The organism is Enterobacter sp. DN, from assembly GCF_046054285.1.
In the GTDB taxonomy this organism is placed as follows: Bacteria; Pseudomonadota; Gammaproteobacteria; order Enterobacterales; family Enterobacteriaceae; genus Enterobacter; species Enterobacter hormaechei_C.
The window spans coordinates 1-14,782 of record NZ_JBJJTG010000001.1 but is presented as its reverse complement, the minus strand read 5'-3'; the positions used below and the strand labels follow the sequence as shown (position 1 = coordinate 14,782).

Annotated in this window: 15 protein-coding genes; 8 read left to right on the top strand and 7 right to left on the bottom strand. The window is 49.8% G+C overall.

Going from position 1 to position 14,782, the window contains the following annotated elements; genetic code table 11:
- Positions 1-10: 10 nt before the first annotated feature.
- On the bottom strand, positions 11-1,540 hold the full coding sequence (gene pntA / locus ACJTMZ_RS00075; RefSeq protein WP_017384575.1) for a Re/Si-specific NAD(P)(+) transhydrogenase subunit alpha: 1,530 nt from the start codon (positions 1,538-1,540) through the stop codon (positions 11-13).
- A 535-nt stretch (positions 1,541-2,075) separates the two neighbouring features.
- Between pntA and ydgH the strand changes: the two genes are divergently transcribed.
- The 3 genes from ydgH (at position 2,076) to folM (ending at position 5,350) form a co-directional block, all read left to right on the top strand.
- Complete coding sequence (gene ydgH, locus ACJTMZ_RS00070; protein WP_000769339.1) at positions 2,076-3,020, top strand: DUF1471 family protein YdgH; 945 nt, start codon at positions 2,076-2,078, stop codon at positions 3,018-3,020.
- A gap of 185 nt (positions 3,021-3,205) precedes the next feature.
- Positions 3,206-4,588 (top strand): amino acid permease, encoded by a 1,383-nt coding sequence (locus tag ACJTMZ_RS00065; protein ID WP_003857548.1) that lies wholly within the window; start codon positions 3,206-3,208, stop codon positions 4,586-4,588.
- 39 nt (positions 4,589-4,627) lie between these two features.
- A complete protein-coding gene (folM, locus tag ACJTMZ_RS00060) occupies positions 4,628-5,350 on the top strand; it encodes a dihydromonapterin reductase (RefSeq protein ID WP_003857550.1) in 723 nt (240 codons plus the stop codon).
- On the opposite strand, the gene ACJTMZ_RS00055 is transcribed toward folM, so the two are convergent.
- On the bottom strand, positions 5,347-5,682 hold the full coding sequence (locus tag ACJTMZ_RS00055) for a GlpM family protein (RefSeq protein WP_015570648.1): 336 nt from the start codon (positions 5,680-5,682) through the stop codon (positions 5,347-5,349). The two genes, folM and ACJTMZ_RS00055, sit on opposite strands and share 4 nt — an antisense overlap.
- A 127-nt stretch (positions 5,683-5,809) precedes the next feature.
- Here ACJTMZ_RS00055 and rstA point away from each other — a divergent pair, with 127 nt between their 5' ends.
- From rstA to ACJTMZ_RS00040, 3 genes are all read left to right on the top strand, one after another.
- On the top strand, positions 5,810-6,526 hold the full coding sequence (gene rstA, locus ACJTMZ_RS00050; protein WP_015570649.1) for a two-component system response regulator RstA: 717 nt from the start codon (positions 5,810-5,812) through the stop codon (positions 6,524-6,526).
- Positions 6,527-6,916: 390 nt separating this feature from the next.
- Positions 6,917-7,336, top strand: coding sequence for an anti-adapter protein IraM (gene iraM, locus ACJTMZ_RS00045; protein ID WP_015570651.1), 420 nt, complete (start codon positions 6,917-6,919; stop codon positions 7,334-7,336).
- A gap of 387 nt (positions 7,337-7,723) precedes the next feature.
- Positions 7,724-7,942 carry a cold shock domain-containing protein gene (locus ACJTMZ_RS00040; protein WP_017384577.1) on the top strand — a complete coding sequence of 73 codons (219 nt, stop codon included), beginning with the start codon at positions 7,724-7,726 and terminating at the stop codon, positions 7,940-7,942.
- Between the two features lie 161 nt (positions 7,943-8,103).
- On the opposite strand, the gene ACJTMZ_RS00035 is transcribed toward ACJTMZ_RS00040, so the two are convergent.
- The gene (locus ACJTMZ_RS00035) at positions 8,104-8,268 is read right to left on the bottom strand and encodes a YnfU family zinc-binding protein (protein WP_213083756.1); all 165 of its coding nucleotides are present in this window, start codon (positions 8,266-8,268) and stop codon (positions 8,104-8,106) included.
- A 151-nt stretch (positions 8,269-8,419) separates the two neighbouring features.
- Between ACJTMZ_RS00035 and ACJTMZ_RS00030 the strand changes: the two genes are divergently transcribed.
- Positions 8,420-8,647, top strand: a complete 228-nt coding sequence (locus ACJTMZ_RS00030) for a hypothetical protein (protein ID WP_015570653.1) — start codon at positions 8,420-8,422, stop codon at positions 8,645-8,647.
- A 626-nt stretch (positions 8,648-9,273) separates the two neighbouring features.
- A complete protein-coding gene (locus tag ACJTMZ_RS00025) occupies positions 9,274-9,945 on the top strand; it encodes an SOS response-associated peptidase (RefSeq protein WP_408626795.1) in 672 nt (223 codons plus the stop codon).
- A 250-nt stretch (positions 9,946-10,195) separates the two neighbouring features.
- On the opposite strand, the gene ACJTMZ_RS00020 is transcribed toward ACJTMZ_RS00025, so the two are convergent.
- The 4 genes from ACJTMZ_RS00020 to ACJTMZ_RS00005 all read right to left on the bottom strand — a co-directional run bounded on the left by ACJTMZ_RS00020 (position 10,196) and on the right by ACJTMZ_RS00005 (position 14,698).
- Positions 10,196-11,698 (bottom strand): ATP-dependent nuclease, encoded by a 1,503-nt coding sequence (locus ACJTMZ_RS00020; RefSeq protein WP_408626794.1) that lies wholly within the window; start codon positions 11,696-11,698, stop codon positions 10,196-10,198.
- 580 nt (positions 11,699-12,278) lie between these two features.
- Positions 12,279-13,547: a Y-family DNA polymerase gene (locus ACJTMZ_RS00015; protein WP_408626793.1), complete on the bottom strand. Its 1,269-nt coding sequence runs from the start codon at positions 13,545-13,547 to the stop codon at positions 12,279-12,281.
- Between the two features lies 1 nt (position 13,548).
- The gene (locus ACJTMZ_RS00010) at positions 13,549-13,968 is read right to left on the bottom strand and encodes a translesion error-prone DNA polymerase V autoproteolytic subunit (protein ID WP_220424139.1); all 420 of its coding nucleotides are present in this window, start codon (positions 13,966-13,968) and stop codon (positions 13,549-13,551) included.
- 172 nt (positions 13,969-14,140) lie between these two features.
- Positions 14,141-14,698 (bottom strand): recombinase family protein, encoded by a 558-nt coding sequence (locus tag ACJTMZ_RS00005; protein ID WP_045358105.1) that lies wholly within the window; start codon positions 14,696-14,698, stop codon positions 14,141-14,143.
- Between the last annotated feature and the right edge of the window lie 84 nt (positions 14,699-14,782).

Here is a 14,782-nt window from a genome sequence, read left to right as displayed (position 1 = left end):
ATGCTACCCCTTAGCCTTTACGAAACATTTTCAGCATGCGCTGAGTCACGGTGAAACCACCGAAAATATTGATACTGGCGATCAGCACCGCAATGAAGCTCAGGAAGCTGATCCAGCCGCCATGACCAATTTGCAGCAATGCCCCGACCACGATAATCCCGGAGATGGCATTGGTGACCGACATCAGCGGGGTATGCAGCGCATGAGAAACGTTCCACACGACGTAGTAACCCACCACGCAGGAGAGCGCGAAGACGGTGAAGTGGCCAAGGAACTCTTTTGGCGCGACATCCGCCAGCCAGCCAAACAGGATAATAACCAGCGCCATGATGGCGTATTTGCGCCACGGCGACGCAGGTTTTGCTGGCTCCGCGGGCTCTGGCGCCGCTTTCGGCGCAGCCTGAGGTTGAGCGGAAACCTGAATCGGCGGTGCAGGCCAGGTGATTTCCCCTTCACGCACCACGGTAACGCCACGCACCACCACATCATCAAAATCAACGGTAATGTTGCCGTCTTTCTCTTTGCAGAGCAGCTTCAGCAGGTTAACGAGGTTCGTGCCGTACAGCTGAGAGGACTGGGTTGGCAGACGCCCTGGCAGGTCGGTATAACCGATCACCTTCACGCCGTTCGCGGTCGTCGTGACCTGGTTTGGCACGGTATACTCACAGTTACCGCCGTTTTGCGCCGCCAGATCGACAATAACGCTGCCCGGCTGCATGGAATCCACCATCTCACGGGTGATCAGCTTCGGCGCCGGTTTACCCGGAATAAGCGCGGTGGTGACAATGATGTCCACCTCTTTTGCCTGCGCCGCAAAGAGCGCCATTTCCGCCTTAATAAAGGCTTCAGACATGACCTTCGCGTAACCATCACCGCTGCCCGCTTCTTCCTTGAAGTCCAGCTCAAGGAATTCGGCGCCCATACTCTGCACCTGCTCCTTCACTTCCGGCCGGGTATCAAACGCGCGAACAATAGCGCCCAGGCTGTTTGCGGCCCCGATAGCGGCAAGACCAGCCACACCGGCACCAATCACCATCACCTTCGCGGGTGGTACTTTACCTGCCGCCGTAATCTGACCGGTAAAGAAGCGACCAAACTCATGCGCAGCTTCGACAATGGCGCGATAGCCGGCAATGTTCGCCATGGAGCTCAGCGCATCCAGAGACTGCGCGCGCGAAATACGCGGCACGGAGTCCATCGCCATCACGGTGACACCGCGTGCTGCCAGCTTCTCCATCAGCTCCGGGTTTTGGGCTGGCCAGACAAAGCTCACAAGCGTCGTGCCCGCGTTCAGCAGTTCAATTTCACTCTCTTCCGGTGCGTTGACCTTCAGAATGATGGGTGATTGCCAGACCTCAGCACCGTCCACTACGTCCGCGCCAGCCTGAGTAAAGGCCTCGTCATCGAAACTCGCCAGTTTGCCCGCGCCGCTTTCAATCGCGACGGTAAAACCCAGTTTAAGCAGTTGCTCCACCGTTTTTGGTGTTGCCGCTACGCGGGTTTCATTGGCTAACCGTTCTTTTGGTACCCCAATACGCATAGTTTTCCCTTCCATCGGTTTTTGATGATGGTTTGTCGATAATTGCCCACGGTTTGTATCAATTTTCACCATCGAGATATCGACGGAGAATGATTAACCCCGGAAAATAAAACAGTAACAAACTTTCTATAACCTACTGAAAATAGCGCCCGTGATCTACCGCCAGAAAACACTATTTCTTACTTTATCTGTGAAAAATAAGCGATCGGGGTCACTGACAGAGATATTTACCTTAAATTCGCCTTCAGGACCGATAAATCGCGCAAGCGAAGCGGTAAAAACATGATATAGCGCCATAAAAGAACAACTCATTAACATTAAATTAACTTGTAAAAGTCATATGCTTAATCAGTTTTTCTTGTGAAACGCCTGTTTTTTCCACATATCACAAAATGTTATCGAATCAGGTCCTTTGGTGAGCACAGGCTGTGAAAAATGCCGCAGACAGCGACGGGTGTTAAATGCCATAATCGGGACCGTCTCAAATTAACAACAACACCAGTACATGGTTTGCGCAAGGCGAAGGATTATTTTTATGAAGCTTAAGAACACACTCCTGGCGTCCGCACTTCTTTCCGCGACCGCCCTGTCTGCGAATGCCGCGACAGAGTTGACGCCGGAGCAAGCGGCAGCGTTAAAACCTTTTGACCATACGGTCATTGTGGGTCGCTATAACTCTATTGGCGATGCCGTCGCCGCCGCATCAAAAGCCGCCGATAAAAACGGCGCTGCCTCGTTTTACGTTGTTGACCAGTCCGATCAGGGCAACAGCGGCAACCAGCGCGTGACGATTGCGCTGTACAAAGAGAATGCCCCAAAAGCAGATGAACAGAAAAACCGCGTGATTAACGGCATTGTTGAACTGCCGAAAGATCAGGCTGTTCAGCTGGAACCGTATGACACCGTGACCGTTCAGGGCTTCTACCGCAGCCAGCCTGAAGTTAACGATGCCATCACCAAAGCCGCGAGAGAAAAAGGCGCTTACGCGTTCTATATCGTGCGTCAGGTTGATGCCAACCAGGGCGGAAACCAGCGCATCACCGCCTTCATCTATAAGCAAGATGCGAAAAAACGCGTAGTACAAAGCCCGGATGCCATTCCAGCGGATTCAGATGCGGGACGTGCCGCGTTAGCGAAAGGCGGTGAAGAAGCGAAGAAAGTGGAAATTCCGGGCGTTGCAACCTCGGCGGCACCAAGCGCTGAAGTGGGTCGTTTCTTTGAAACCCAATCCACCAAAGGCGGTCGTTATACCGTTACGTTACCAGACGGCACGAAAATTGAAGAGCTGAACAAAGCCACTGCCGCGCAGATGGTGCCGTTCGACAGCATCAAGTTTACGGGCAACTATGGCAACATGACGGAAATCTCCTATCAGGTGGCGAAGCGTGCTGCGAAGAAAGGCGCGAAGTATTACCACATCACCCGCCAGTGGCAGGAACGTGGTAACAACCTGACCATCAGCGCCGATCTGTACAAGTAACAAAACGGTTTCATAAAGGCGGCGCAGTGCCGCCTTTTTTGTTACTTTTTTTCTGATTTCTGCCACACGTCATTGCATGCATCCTTCACACTCCGTAAAATCCCGCGCCTTAGCGTGATCCACCATTTTTATGCGCCTTAGCGAAATAATTATTCTGGATTTGGACTTTTCATAACAGGAAGCCAATGGAAAAGAAACTTGGCCTGAGTGCTTTAACTGCACTTGTATTGAGCTCAATGCTGGGCGCGGGCGTATTCAGTTTGCCGCAGAACATGGCGGCCGTCGCCAGCCCAGCCGCATTACTGATTGGCTGGGGCATTACCGGTGTCGGGATTTTGCTGCTGGCGTTCGCCATGCTGCTGCTGACCCGTATCCGACCGGATCTGGACGGCGGAATATTCACTTACGCCCGGGAAGGTTTCGGCGAGCTGATCGGCTTCTGCTCCGCCTGGGGTTACTGGCTGTGCGCGGTGATCGCCAACGTCTCCTATCTGGTTATCGTCTTCTCGGCGCTCAGCTTCTTTACCGACACGCCCGAACTGCGCCTGTTTGGCGACGGCAATACCTGGCAGTCCATCGTCGGCGCCTCGGTGCTGCTGTGGATAGTTCACTGGCTGATTTTGCGTGGCGTCCAGACCGCGGCCAGCATTAACCTGGTGGCGACGCTGGCCAAGCTGGTGCCGCTTGGCCTGTTCGTCGTGCTGGCCTTCCTCGCCTTCCGTCTCGATGTCTTTACGCTCGATTTCAGCGGCATTGCGCTGGGCGTCCCCGTTTGGGAACAGGTGAAAAATACCATGCTGATCACCCTGTGGGTGTTCATCGGCGTTGAAGGTGCCGTCGTGGTCTCTGCCCGCGCGCGTAACAAGCGCGATGTGGGACGCGCCACGCTGCTGGCCGTACTGGCGGCGCTGGGCGTTTATCTGCTGGTGACGCTGCTGTCGCTCGGCGTGGTAGCTCGCCCTGAACTTGCGGAAATGCGTAACCCGTCCATGGCCGGGCTGATGGTGAAAATGTTGGGCCCCTGGGGGGACGTGATTATCGCGGCGGGTCTGATTGTTTCCGTTTGCGGCGCCTATCTGAGCTGGACCATTATGGCAGCGGAAGTCCCGTTCCTGGCCGCCACGCACAAAGCGTTCCCGCGCCTGTTTGCCCGTCAGAACAAAAACAGTGCACCATCGGCCTCTCTGTGGCTCACCAACATCAGCGTGCAGGTCTGTCTGGTGCTGATCTGGCTCACAGGATCGGACTATAACACGCTGCTGACCATTGCCTCCGAGATGATTCTGGTACCCTATTTCTTAGTGGGCGCATATCTGTTAAAAATTGCGACCCGCCCGGCACACTATGCGGTAGGCGTCGGCGCCTGTATTTACGGTCTATGGTTGTTGTATGCTTCCGGACCGATGCATCTGCTGCTGTCCGTGGTGCTCTACGCGCCGGGCCTGCTGGTGTTTATCTACGCTCGCCGTACACATCAGCTTGATAATGCCCTTAAGCGCCGCGAAATGGCATTGATAGGTTTGCTGTTAGTCGCTGCCGTACCGGCAACGTGGATGTTAATGGGATAGCGCCGCCTGTCCCATTGTTGAACTGAAAAGGAGATTACGATGGGACACACGCAGCAACGCCCAATATTGATCACTGGCGCAGGCCGTCGCATTGGCCTCGCCCTCGCCCATCACTTTCTCAATCTTCGCCATCCGGTTATCGTCAGTTACCGCACGGAATATCCCTCCATTGAAGGGCTACGAAATGCCGGAGCAGTCTGCATTCAGGCGGATTTCTCCACAGATGAAGGTATTCTCGCCTTCGCGGACAAAGTGAAGTCGACCACCCACGGACTGCGGGCGGTTATTCACAACGCCAGTACCTGGCTTCCCGAAAAAGCAGGACATTCACTCAGCGAAACGCTCGCCTGCATGATGCAGATCCACGTTAATGCGCCTTATCTGCTCAACCATGCCCTACAGGATTTGCTGCGCGGACACGGCCATGCCGCAGGAGACATTATCCATTTCACCGATTACGTGGTGGAGCGAGGAAGCGACAAACACATCGCCTATGCGGCCAGCAAAGCCGCGCTGGATAATATGACCCGCTCTTTCGCACGCAAGCTGGCGCCCGAGGTAAAGGTCAACGCGATTGCTCCGGCGATGATTTTATTTAACGAAGGCGATGATGCCGAGTATCGTCAGCAGGCGCTCAACAAGTCGTTAATGAAAATTGCGCCCGGCGAGAAAGAGGTGATCGACCTGATCGATTATCTGCTGACCAGCTGTTACGTCACGGGCCGAACGTTTGCCGTGGACGGTGGCCGCCCCCTGCGCTAGTGAAAGCGGCTCCAGAAGAAGATGAGCACCCAGGCGCTGAGGCTCCAGCAGACCACCGCCCCGCCCAGCGCCATGGGCAGACGCAGAAAACCGGTGAAGTACCACAGCGACAGCAGGTAGATAAAATATGGGATGATCGACCACATCCCGAACACAATGGTGGCGCGTAGTGCCTCAATACCCCGCTCAGAGGCCACAATATAGTGCGCGATTAACGCAAAGGTGGGAAACAGCGGGATCAGCCCGGCAATATAGTAGTTCTTCGTTTTAGCCAGCACCCCAATCAGCAGCACGACCAGCGCACCTAGCGCGGCTTTTATCACCAGCCCCATTCTTTTCCCTTAACAATCAAATAACATTCCCGTGCAGGATAACGGAACTCCGGCTAATTTTGAAAGATTAATGGAAGGTTAAGGTTGCGCGGTGTATGTTGACGTTTTTCGCGATGACAGACGTTGTATGAATAAGATTGTTTATGTTGAAGATGAACCCGAGGTGGGGCAATTAATCGCCGCTTATCTGGGTAAACATGATATGGAAGTGGTTGTCGAGCCTCGTGGCGATCGCGCTGAAGACGTCGTCAACCGCGAAAATCCGGATCTGGTGTTGCTGGACATCATGCTGCCCGGGAAAGATGGTATGACGCTCTGCCGGGATCTGCGCGCGAAATGGGACGGCCCGATCGTGCTGCTGACCTCTCTCGACAGCGATATGAATCATATTCTGTCGCTTGAGATGGGCGCAAACGACTACATCCTGAAAACCACGCCGCCGGCGGTTCTGCTAGCCCGTTTACGCCTCCATCTGCGTCAGCGTGCCAGCGCTGAGCGTGAAGCGCCTGCGCCCTCCTTAACGCCGCATAAAGCGATGCGTTTCGGCACACTTTCTATCGACCCGGTCAACCGACAGGTTATGCTTTCCGGGGAGCTGATTGCGCTCTCAACCGCAGATTTTGACCTGCTGTGGGAGCTGGCAACCCATGCCGGACAAATTATGGACCGGGATGCATTACTGAAAAATCTGCGCGGCGTAAGTTACGACGGAATGGATCGTAGCGTTGATGTGGCGATTTCACGACTGCGTAAAAAACTGTTGGATAACGCCACGGAACCTTACCGCATCAAAACCGTACGCAACAAGGGCTATCTGTTTGCACCGCACGCCTGGGAAACCTGAAAAAGGAGCAAACAGGAATATTCGAAAAATAACTGACGATGCATCGGAATTGTTATCGATGTTCGTCGAAAGTTATCGATTATATGCATCGTCAGTTATGACATATCCCCTGGTCTGATTCCTCTCTCCAGTTCTATTTCGATGTGCATTTTTCGCGTAAACAAAAGTAGCGCTAATGTATTTGATTGCTATAGTACAATATATATTCAGCAGAGCAGGCACCATCATCGATCAAAAATCCGTCACTTAAATGCACATTAGGCTAAAAATGATCTTTACAATTGACTTAATCATTATCTTATCCTTATGAAAACAAAGGGGATAATGGCGAACATATAAATAATATCGATCTTTTTCAATAGCTTACGTGTTTGCAGAAATCTAATTCTCATGCTAAACCTTATACTCTCTCAATTATTTAATGAAAGAGGTATAGCAATGTCATGGAGAGTCATTAGCTCGGTAATTTGTCCTAACACGGGAATCGTTTATTCAAGCATCTTGGGACTCAAGTTCTTGAAACTCATCATTTGGTATGAAAGCGATGTCTATTTGTACCCCGGTGACAGGATATATCCGACAAAAAATGGCGTCTTCATAAATGGTGTTTTCAAGCCTATATCGATATACAACATATCACCTTACAACGAAATGTTGTGGAGTGAAATTAAAAACAAGATGGCCTGCCCATACAATCGAAACCAGCACGAGGAGATATGCACTTACGCGGTGCATTGCAACGCGCGGAAATGCCCGCATGGGTTTGCCACCAACCCACTGATTGTCAGCACAGGTAAATCCAGACATTAGCGAAAATCGGAAATATTGAGATCAAGATAATTAATATTTCTGCTGCACCGCCTTTGTCCGGATAAATCTCCGTGACTACAGCCCAAATGCTCCTGTGGGGACATTTGGGCTGTAGTCACGCCTGGCAACTCTGGCTTCTTGTACCAAATTAATTTTTATTGTGCAATTTTAAGCAAGCCATCCGGAAGGCTAAAATAAAAATTGCTAATTAACCCTGCCCGTGCATTAATGGTCTCGTTAGTCCGATCCAATAATAGTTGGACAAGTTGCATGACAATTCTCATAACCAGGCGCTATCGCTGATATCCCCTCCTTTTGAGTCCACACCTTAGCATTATATGTTTATTAGCTTTTATATCACTTCGGAAATGTTCAAATGGAGTCTTTATGTCATCAAAAATTTTAGGTCTGGTTAAGTGGTTTAAGGAAGATAAAGGCTTTGGTTTTATCTCCCCTGTAGATGGCAGCAAAGATGTTTTCGTGCATTTCTCTGCCCTTCAGGGAGAGAACTTCAAAACACTTTTTGAAGGTCAGAAAGTCGAATTTATCATCGTAAGCGGCGATAAAGGCCCTGCTGCTGCGAATGTAACGCTTTGCGATAAATAATATCAGCACACAGCCGCGTTGACGATGATGTTGCTTCTGGCTCATGGACTGCACAAGCAGTCTACAATCCGATGCTAACTGCTTGTAAATCAGTAAAGTGTTATTGAGGTCAGGCGGCCGCGAAAAACATCGTCTCTTCCACTTCTTGTATGAGTATTTCTTCAGAGACGCTGAGAGGATTTAAACAAAGCGCTACAGTAGGGACAGACAAGCTGGGCCCCCTTTTGTATGCGAGTGAAACTGTGCTCTGACTCTTTAGCGCAGTTTGGACATGAACATTTGACTAAATAATTGCGACGAAGTTGCGAGTTTTTACGTCCCGACATAGGCTGCTCCTGAATGAAAAGGATTGCCACCATACACGTTAAGGCAGGATATTGCTTGCTTTTATTTCCCAAAGAGAGCAAAAAAAGGAAAGGAGCCACGCTTCTGGAACATTCTTACCTTGCACAATCACAAAGAGATATAGAGTGATATATGAAAAAGGTGATCATTTTTTTTAATGCCAACCCCAGCAAAGTCATTATCGTGCTTAAGGGCATAACGTCTGTACGCCAGACATATCCGGATGGTGAAGAAATAAATCTTCAGATCATGACTGCAAGCTTTCTGTCGTTGACGGGAGATCATAATTCTATCTATGTTGCTTCAGACAGGGAACTTACCTCTCAGGAAATATCTGATGCTGCCAAACAATATTTATAATATTTTCTGTCACTAGTCCGGTTAACAACACAGCATTTATTTCACTCAGAATGAGAAAAATTACAATCCATCATTATTAATGCCTGCAAAATGCAGGCTTTTTTACGACATTGCCCTTTAAATTTAACTATTCCGCATAATCGTGCTGCTCACTTTGCTCCCTCTGTTTCCGAAGAAAGTGTATCATCAACCTTCTTCGTTCCTGTGGTGATATGGATGTCCACGCAGGGCTGACGAAGTAAAGCCGGGTTCTTAATTGATTGATTTAGCGGTGCTATCCAATGAAAAAGCTGTTTGTGCAGTTTTAGTGTGCAGAAAATCCGCAACTCATTGAAATGGCTTAATTTATCATGATTTCAATGAGTTAGCCAAAAACATTTAACGGACATCTACGGACGTGCACGGTCTTTTTTGTGCCCCTATCGGTGTCCCTTCTTTCAAAATGCCCCCAAATCTGCCCCCAAAATCCCTCTCTTTTGCGTAGCTCTTTCCAGTTTCGCAACGTCCCGCTTTACGCCCATCTGACGTCTAACCATAATCACAACCGATCCGATTGTAAGACTTAACCAGCGCGCGCTACTTTTCTCCCTGCCCTATACTTTCAGTCTGACTGACTGGAGGTTTCTATGTGTGGACGTTTTGCACAAGCCCAAACCCGTGAAGAATATCTGGCATATCTGGCCGATGAAGCCGATCGTGACATCGCTTATGACCCGGAACCTATTGGCCGATTCAACGTCGCGCCCGGTACCAAGGTCCTGCTACTGAGCGAACGCGACGAGCAGCTGCACCTCGATCCGGTGTTCTGGGGTTACGCACCGGGGTGGTGGGATAAACCGCCACTGATTAACGCGCGTGTCGAGACGGCTGCCACCAGCAGAATGTTTAAACCGCTATGGCAGCATGGCCGGGCTATATGTTTTGCGGATGGGTGGTTCGAATGGAAGAAGGAAGGCGACAAGAAACAGCCCTACTTCATTCACCGCGCCGATGGCCAGCCGATTTTTATGGCAGCGATCGGCAGCACACCGTTTGAGCGTGGCGATGATGCAGAAGGTTTCCTGATAGTGAAGTCTGCGGCCGACAAAGGTCTGGTCGACATTCACGACCGCCGGCCATTGGTTTTGTCACCGGAAGCCGCCCGGGAGTGGATGCGCCATGATATAGGCGGGAAGGAAGCGGCAGAGATAGCAGCCGACGGCGCTGTTCCAGCCGACAAATTTATCTGGCACGCTGTGACGCGCGCCGTGGGGAATGTGAAGAACCAGGGTCCGGAGCTAATCGAGGCAGCACAATAAAAGGTAAAAGAGACCAGGCACGTCCGAAATGAGCGAGGATCTGAGATTCACATGGCATTGCTTCCATCGAGGACATGTTAATCAACGGGGTGCAGGTCACCCGGCATTGGCTGCAAGTCGTTTCAGCCCTTAAAAATAGAGACCACTTCAGAAAGGAAGAATTAAAATATCACCTTTTCATAATTAATTCTTGCGGCGACAGGACCAACAAAGCAACTCTGGCCGCTCTGTTGGCCGCACCGCCGAGCAACTAACCTCGGATTATTGGCCCAATTAGCTGCATGATAGCTGGCCGATTCTCTGCAAAGTAGTGCTGAGCAAAAATCTTTAATACAGCCTCCTTTACACTTATGAATGTCGCGTTCGGAATCTGGGCCAATAATACATCACAAACTTCATTAACTATGTCCTTACAAATATCACGCGACTTAGGGGTTCCCTGCTGAGGAGGTTGGCGGACATCGCGCGATCGAAGATGTATAACATTGAGTCCGAAGTACAGACGAATTTCAGTCACTAAGTGATCCCTATTCATGTGTAAATATTGAGCAACCCCTTCCTCCGGCGTGAACGGTAAAAACGATATTCTCTGCCTCTCCTCTTTGTAGATGCTGATCAGGTCTTGCTTCGTAGCATTCTCGAGATCAACTTCAGCATCGGCATCAAGCATCACGTAAGACCGAGTAATTGATGGTAGCATGGGCCGCTGCCGGACATAAAACCTCAATACTTCTACAAAGCCTCCCACCGCAATTACGGTGACACTTGGCGTTAAATGCTGCTGGGCAATTGTGACTGCCAGAAAACTTCGTATAAACTGTTCGAGAATCGTTCGGGCAGCTTCATCTTCAACATATATGATAACGTCAGAGGCTGATTCCTCTTGATATGCCAAGGCACCTAACACATAGGAAGGGAAGCAATTCTTAGCGCAAATTACATTGCCATTCTCATCCGATTGCAAGTGCAGAATACTGCCTCGGCTAGCTTGTTTTATTAAGGTAGCCGAGTGCGTGGACACTACGATTGTAAGAGATTTATCTTTAGCGATTCTTTTTAGATATTCAAGCAATTCTGCTTGCGCTGTCGGATGCAATGCCAGTTCGATCTCATCAATTAAAATCATCGCTCCACGCTTACATGACGATAGCTTACGCAAAAGCTTTAGAATACATATTTCACCAAGGCTAAAATTCTTTTCTGAGTAGTAACTTTTTGCTTGCTTGCTAGGACCCGGCAGCTCTAAAACAAACGCTTGAGAACCAATACCCGTTCGAACGTTGGTTACCTTCAAAGCAGAAAACTTTTGCGTCCCAAATATTTTATTAGCAGCATCGACGATATCTTGCTGAGCAGGGCGAAGCTTCTTCGGTGAAAAATCCTCCTTTCGGGGTTCAATCCGGTCAGCATCAGCGGCTACATAAATAGTTTCAGGGTAACCTAAACCTTGTAAAAACTTACTAGCACTTTTAGGAGTTGGTGACCATCGTTCAGTAACGTAAGTGTATGCTACTTCACCATTACTGGTCACGTAACCAATCGAGGCCCCCTCATTGGAGTCAAGTCGATCTGACTTTCTTGATGCCGGAAAGTGTACAGGAAAAGCGTTCCTATACCCAATTCGGCGCAGGCAACCTAGGACAGAGGACTTGCCAGTACCATTGGCGCCTGTAAGTAACCAAACTCCAGGACCAGGAATATCAAACTCAAGACTATTAATATGCCGTAATTTTTTAATGATTATCTTAGCCACATCCTCTTCCTTTCAAATGTATTATTTATGCTTTATTTTACCGATTAGACCACACGTTTAATCACCCTGCAAAAGTTTATATGAGAGGTAAAAGTAGCCATTCCGGCTGCGCGGTAAAGCTTTTCCATCCTGTGGTGCATTTTTGGTGTGATTCTGTACTCGCTCCCCGCTTTCTCTGATATAAGGCAATATGACGACTCGACTATATTTTTTGGAAAGAGATCGTACCTTCAGGCAAGATCGCTGCTCCAGCTTAAAATTTACCCGAACTCATGCTCGCTTCAGGGCAAAGACAATCTGCTCTTCAAGGAATCGTGAATTTTTCATCGGCACCACCTCCGTTTAGGGGAGTATGTATCATGCCGGAATTCAGTTTCTGAATGGAGCAGGATTTTGGTTCTGGGCCATTAGGGAAAGGACAATTATTTATAAATACATATAAATCAGTAGATTAATAGTGTTGGTGTTACGTCCTATCTTTCTTCGCTCCGCTATTTGATTGAGCAAAGGTTTTGTCCGCGTTACGGGATACTGAAAACATCCGCTTCTGGCACAAAGCGGACCAAGACATCAGGAAAATTTATCGGACTATAAGCAGATCTGAATATCTCGTCGTATACCGCGGCGAAAGCATTTCTCGCTTCATCTGCCATTGCTGCTGTATGCCTTGGCCAGCAAAGTAGAGTGTCCCTTTACCGTCTTTCGCGTTAAGGTGATCGAGCACTTCCATCAATCTTTCGCTACCAGCGCGCGGCGCGTTCTCATCAAATAGGTTAAGCTGGGCCACTCCCTGGCTGAAAAAGTCGCCCAACATGATCCCTGCTTTCTGGTACCGGTGACCATCCTTCCAGATTTTGTCCAGACATTTTACCGCAGCGTTGATAATGTCGCGGGAGTCCTGAGTGGGGGTGAGAAGCTTCATGGACGCACTGTTACCGTAATACGGCTCGTTAAGCGCAAAGGGAGAGGTTTTCACGAACGTAGAGATAAAGCGGCAGTACTGATGTTCACCCCGAAGTTTTTCAGCACCACGTGCCGCATAACTACAAATAGCCTGCCGCATCTGTTCGTACTCGGTGACGCGTTCGCCAAATGACCGACTGCATACGATTTCCTGCTTTGCTGGCGCAAACTCTTCCAGCTCAAGACAAGGCTCGCCGCGCAACTCCCGGACAGTTCGCTCCAGCACGACATTGAAGTGTTTGCGAATAATCCATGTGCTTTCTTCTGAGAGGTCCAGAGCCGTTTTAATGCCCATGGCGTTAAGCTTCTTACTGATGCGGCGGCCAACGCCCCATACGTCCTCAACTGGTACCAGGGCAAGGAGTCGGCGCTGCCGATCGACATTTGACAGGTCCACTACACCGCCCGTTTGCCGCTGCCATTTCTTTGCGGCGTGGTTAGCCAGCTTAGCGAGGGTTTTCGTCTGCGCGATGCCAACGCCAACTGTAAGATGCGTGCGCTTCAGAACCGTAGCGCGAATCTCTTTGCCAAACTCCGTCAGCTCCCGGCAGTTGCGGACACCTGTCAGGTCGCAAAAAGCTTCGTCGATACTGTAAATTTCGACGCGGGGGCTCATTTCCTCGAGCGTAGTCATTACCCGGTTCGACATATCAGCGTAGAGCTCATAGTTGCTGCTGAAGCAAACAACGCCAGCGCGCCGGAATAAGTCCTTTTGCTTGAAGAAAGGCTCTCCCATGGTAATTCCAGCAGCTTTGGCCTCGGCGCTGCGCGCTATGACGCAGCCGTCATTATTCGAAAGAACAACCACCGGCCGTCCTCTCAAATCGGGCCTGAACACTGTCTCGCATGATGCGTAGAATGAATTCACATCACAGAGCGCAAACATATCAGCTGGCCGATTTAACAATGAAAGTAACTACGCCGAAAATGTCCAGCGTATCTTCGCTGCCTACCACAATCGGACTATAAGCACGGTTCATCGGATTGAGCTGAACAGTTGGACGCAGTTGAAGCCGTTTAACAGTAAATTCCCCATCCACAGCCGCAATCACAATGTCTCCGTGTTCAGCAGTCCGTGAGCTATCAACCACCAGCAGATCACCGTCGCTGATCCCCGCTTCTATCATCGAATCCCCTGCGGCTTTAACGAAATACGTTGAGCTGGGATGGGAAACAAGCAACTCATTAAGATCAATGCGCTGCTCTACATAATCAGCTGCGGGGCTGGGAAAACCACATTGCACCAAATCGCTGTATAGTGGGATTGCGACAATTTCTCGCAGTTCAGTAGGCCTGATAAATTCCATTACGCACACCTCAAATACTGTTTTTATATACAGTAGTTTCATTTCTGTTAGCACGCAATACACCTTAGTCATAGCGACTGTTTAAAGCTTCACCGCTTCGTAACTAAGTTTCTACCAGGCTTCGAATTATTATTTTTGTAAATTTTCCGACTGGAATCCCAGATGCACAAATTTAAGCCGGTTTGGATGCAGGGAATTTTTTATAAAGCGTACAGACAGCAACATCATAGATAATTGCCACCTGCTTTCTGTCCATTCCGTTTGAAATCAACCTGCCAGCCTGCGCCCATTGCTCCGGGGTTAACTTCGGCCTTCTGCCGCCTATGCGCCCTTTCTCCCGGGCTGCCGCCAGTCCTGCCCGGGTGCGTTCCACGATCAACTCCCTCTCCATCTCGGCCAGGGCTGACATGATGTGGAATATGAAACGCCCCATTGGGCTGGATGTATCAATGCTGTCCGTGAGGCTCTTAAAGTGAATGCCGCGCTGCCGGAGTTCGTCCACCAGTAGAACTAAATTTCGCATGCTTCGCCCGAGGCGATCCAGCTTCCACACTACCAGCGTATCGCCCTCATTCAGAGTTCGCAGAAGCTTTTTAAGCGCTGGCCGGTTCGCTACCGTCCCGCTCATTTTTTCCTCAAAAACCTGTTCACATCCTGCGCGTTCGAGAGCTTGTCGCTGGAGATCCGTATTTTGGTCATTTGTTGACACCCTTACGTAGCCAATTTGCATATTTTTCACCCAATATTTTCTGCAAAAAAATCAGGTGAAGTTATCGGCATGGCTGCCGCAGGGCAATCTATAAAACGTCGGTTT

Bases quoted from the DNA above. Each gene is read 5' to 3' on its own strand.
- ACJTMZ_RS00025 (WP_408626795.1), top strand. From the start codon at position 9,274: ATGTGTGGACGTTTTGCACAAGCCCAAACCCGTGAAGAATATCTGGCA.
- ACJTMZ_RS00065 (WP_003857548.1), top strand. From the start codon at position 3,206: ATGGAAAAGAAACTTGGCCTGAGTGCTTTAACTGCACTTGTATTGAGC.
- pntA (WP_017384575.1), bottom strand. From the start codon at position 1,540: ATGCGTATTGGGGTACCAAAAGAACGGTTAGCCAATGAAACCCGCGTA.
- ACJTMZ_RS00015 (WP_408626793.1), bottom strand. From the start codon at position 13,547: ATGTTTGCGCTCTGTGATGTGAATTCATTCTACGCATCATGCGAGACA.
- rstA (WP_015570649.1), top strand. From the start codon at position 5,810: ATGAATAAGATTGTTTATGTTGAAGATGAACCCGAGGTGGGGCAATTA.
- ACJTMZ_RS00010 (WP_220424139.1), bottom strand. From the start codon at position 13,968: ATGGAATTTATCAGGCCTACTGAACTGCGAGAAATTGTCGCAATCCCA.
- ACJTMZ_RS00040 (WP_017384577.1), top strand. From the start codon at position 7,724: ATGTCATCAAAAATTTTAGGTCTGGTTAAGTGGTTTAAGGAAGATAAA.
- ACJTMZ_RS00030 (WP_015570653.1), top strand. From the start codon at position 8,420: ATGAAAAAGGTGATCATTTTTTTTAATGCCAACCCCAGCAAAGTCATT.
- iraM (WP_015570651.1), top strand. From the start codon at position 6,917: ATGCTAAACCTTATACTCTCTCAATTATTTAATGAAAGAGGTATAGCA.
- ACJTMZ_RS00035 (WP_213083756.1), bottom strand. From the start codon at position 8,268: ATGTCGGGACGTAAAAACTCGCAACTTCGTCGCAATTATTTAGTCAAA.
- ACJTMZ_RS00055 (WP_015570648.1), bottom strand. From the start codon at position 5,682: ATGGGGCTGGTGATAAAAGCCGCGCTAGGTGCGCTGGTCGTGCTGCTG.
- ydgH (WP_000769339.1), top strand. From the start codon at position 2,076: ATGAAGCTTAAGAACACACTCCTGGCGTCCGCACTTCTTTCCGCGACC.
- ACJTMZ_RS00005 (WP_045358105.1), bottom strand. From the start codon at position 14,698: ATGCAAATTGGCTACGTAAGGGTGTCAACAAATGACCAAAATACGGAT.
- folM (WP_003857550.1), top strand. From the start codon at position 4,628: ATGGGACACACGCAGCAACGCCCAATATTGATCACTGGCGCAGGCCGT.